1 protein-coding gene is annotated in these 3,128 nt (G+C 72.9%); it reads left to right on the forward strand.

All coding sequences use genetic code 11. The features are described 5' to 3' along the window. Positions 1 to 3,128, forward strand: a 3,128-nt coding sequence (locus tag QN350_RS19395) for an AAA domain-containing protein (RefSeq protein ID WP_323517155.1), incomplete at both ends; no start/stop codon positions are given.

The following is a 3,128-nucleotide window of genomic DNA, read 5'->3' on the forward strand; positions in this document are numbered from 1 at the left end:
GGTCGACACCCTGCACACCCCCGAGTGGCGCGCGTTTATCGCCGGCCTCGAGCAGCACCTCGCGGCGTTGCGGGCCTCGCGTCCGGACTGGCTGACCCGGGTGGCGCCGACCGTGCTCGGGCGGGACGTGCCCGGGATCCACGCGGCGGCCCTCGCCGCGGATGCCGCGGGGTTCTTCGGCCGCACGAAGAAGCGCCGTGCGGTGCTCGCGCAGATCGCCGACCTGCTCACCGGCGACGCGGCATCCGCCCCGGAAAAGGCCGTGCCGCTGAAGACGCTCTCGACGCTGACCGCTGCCCTCGCCGCCGCGCACGCCGAGGCGCAGGGCCTGCGGGACGCCGCGCTCACCCTGCTGGTGCCGCTCGTCGACCCAGCGTGGAACCCGTTCGTACCGGCCGACGCCGAGGACCTCGCCACCGGCCTGGCCTGGCTCGGCTGGATCGGCGACGCGCTCAACCGGCCCGCTCCCGCGGCTGCCGCCAGCACTAGTGGCCGCTTCGGACAACTGTTGCCGGTCCCCGAGGCACAGTTGTCCACAGCGGCAACAGTTGCCCCGTCCACCGCCACGGGTGTGCCCACTCCCGCCGCCGAGCCCAGCAACAGTTCCCTGTCCGGACAAGTGCGTCCGCTGCCCGAGGCACAGTTGTCCGCAGCGGCAACAGTTGCCGCCCCGCCGGCCGCAGATGCCCACACCCACACCGCCGACCTGCGCGCCTACTACGCCTCGACACCGCTCGGCGAAGGCCGGGAGCCGCTCACCGCCCTCGCCGCGGCCTGGCAGTCCCTCGACACCGCCGCCGACGTGCAGCCCGCCGACCGATCCCGCTGGGCCGGTGACCTCGGCTTCGTGGCCCGCTGGTCGGCCACCCGGGCCGACAGCTCGGTCGACTCCGCCCAGCCCGTCGCGCTCGAACGCTGGCTCGCGCTCGTGCGCCACCTCGAACCGCTGCGCCGCCACGGGCTCGCCGACGCCCGCTCCGCGCTGCTGGCCGGCAGCATCCCGGCCGAGGATGCCGCGCTCGCCTTCGACAAGGGCCTCGCGATCGCCTCGATCACCGAACGCGAGGATGCGACCGCCCTCGGCGACTTCAACCTCGTGGCGCACAGCAAGACGATCACCCGGTTCACGGCGAGCACCCGGGCGGTGCGCGGCGAACTCCCCCGGGCCATCCCGGCCGAGGTGCTCGGCCTGCGCCGTTTCGACACCAACCTCGCCTCGGGGCAGGTCGGCGGCCTGCGCCGCCAGCTCGACCGGCAGCGCGGCGGCATGAGCGTGCGCGCGCTGCTCGAGAACTACGGCGACCTGATCACCCAGGTGATGCCGTGCACCCTGATGAGCCCGGAATCCGTCGCCCGGTTCTTCCCCGCCCACGCGGCCCTGTTCGACATCGTCGTGTTCGACGAGGCCTCGCAGATCCGGGTGGCGGATGCGATCGGTGCGATGGGGCGGGCGGCATCCGTGGTCGTCGTGGGCGACAGCAAGCAGATGCCGCCGACGAGCTTCGCCGAGGCGAGCGCGAACATCGACGACGAGGGCGACGCGGGCCTCGATGGCGGCGACGGGGTGCTCGGTGCGGTCGCGGACGAGGAGTCGATCCTCACCGAGTGCGTGCAGGCGCGGGTGCCGAGCAAGTGGTTGTCGTGGCATTACCGCAGCCAGGACGAGTCGCTCATCGCGTTCAGCAACCACTACTACTACGAGAGCCGGCTGTCGTCGTTCCCGGCGCCGATGGGGCCCGGGAGCGCGGGTTCGGCCCGTGCCAGCTCCGCCGAATCCGGCACCGCAGAATCCGGCACGGCCGACTCGGTCGGGTCCACCGACGCGGCGGCCGCCAGCGACCACGGCGTCTCCCTCGTGCGCGTGAGCGGGCAGTTCGAGCGCTCCGTGCGCGGCACGGCGCTCCGCACCAACCCCGTCGAGGCCCGCGCGATCGTCGACGACATCGAGCGCCGCTTCCAGGCCTCGCCCGGGGTCTCCCCCTCGGTCGGCGTGATCACCTTCAACGCCCAGCAGCGCAACCTCATTGAGAACCTGCTCCGCGACAACGACGACGAGCGCATCGCCCTCGCCCTGGACGAGGTCGATGGCCTCTTCGTCAAGAACCTCGAGAATGTGCAGGGCGACGAACGCGACAGCATCCTCTTCTCGATCGCGTTCAGCGCGAACGAGAAGGGTGCCGTGCCGCTGAATTTCGGGCCGCTCTCCCGGGCGGGCGGCGAGCGGCGCCTCAACGTGGCGATCACCCGCGCGCGACGACAGGTGGTGCTCTATGCGAGCTTCGACCCGGCGGTGCTGCGCGCGCAGGACACCAGTTCGGTCGGCATCAAGCACCTCAAGGCGTACCTCGAGATGGCGGGCGCGGGCGCCGAGGCGCTCAGCACGGATGTCCGCCGCACGTCGACCGTGGACCGGCACCGCGACGACATCGCGGCCGCGCTCCGCGCCGCGGGGCACGTCGTGCAGACCGATGTCGGGCTCTCCGACTTCCGGGTCGACCTCAGCCTCGCCTCGGCAGCCGACCCCGCGCGGCCGTTGGTTGCCGTCCTGCTCGACGGCCCGAACTGGCGCGCCCGGCGCACGGTCTCCGACCGCGATGGCCTGCCCGTGGACGTGCTGCAGGGCATCATGCGCTGGCCCGGTGTCGAGCGGGTCTGGCTGCCCGAGTGGCTGCACCACCGCGACGAGACGATCGCCCGGCTCGGCGCTGCGGTCGAGGCCGCCGCTGCGACGGTCGCCGAGGGTGCTGCCCCCGCTGCTGCCGGGTTGCATTCCGCTGCGGGTTCGGTGGCACTCGCGGAGCCGACCACCATTGCCGCGCGAACCTCCCGTGCCTCCGCGTCCACAGCTAGGGCTGCTCGAACGGCGACCCAATCGGTGACGGATCCGACCGCGCAGGTCGAGCCGGCGGGAGCCATCACGCCCGCCGTCGTCGCGACATCCGCTCGAGGCCTGGCCAGCACCAGTGCGGCAACGAGCCCGTTGATGCAGGACTACGCCGAGTGGTCTCCCGGATTGCTCGGGCCGGTTACGGTGCTCGACGCCCTGCCACGGGCCGCGGCCTCGGCGCAGGTGCGGTCGGCGATCAGCGCCGCGGTCGAGACCGAGGGGCCGATCCACAGCGCCCGGC

It is taken from the genome of Cryobacterium sp. 10I5, from assembly GCF_035019865.1.
Taxonomy (GTDB): domain Bacteria; phylum Actinomycetota; class Actinomycetes; order Actinomycetales; family Microbacteriaceae; genus Cryobacterium; species Cryobacterium breve_A.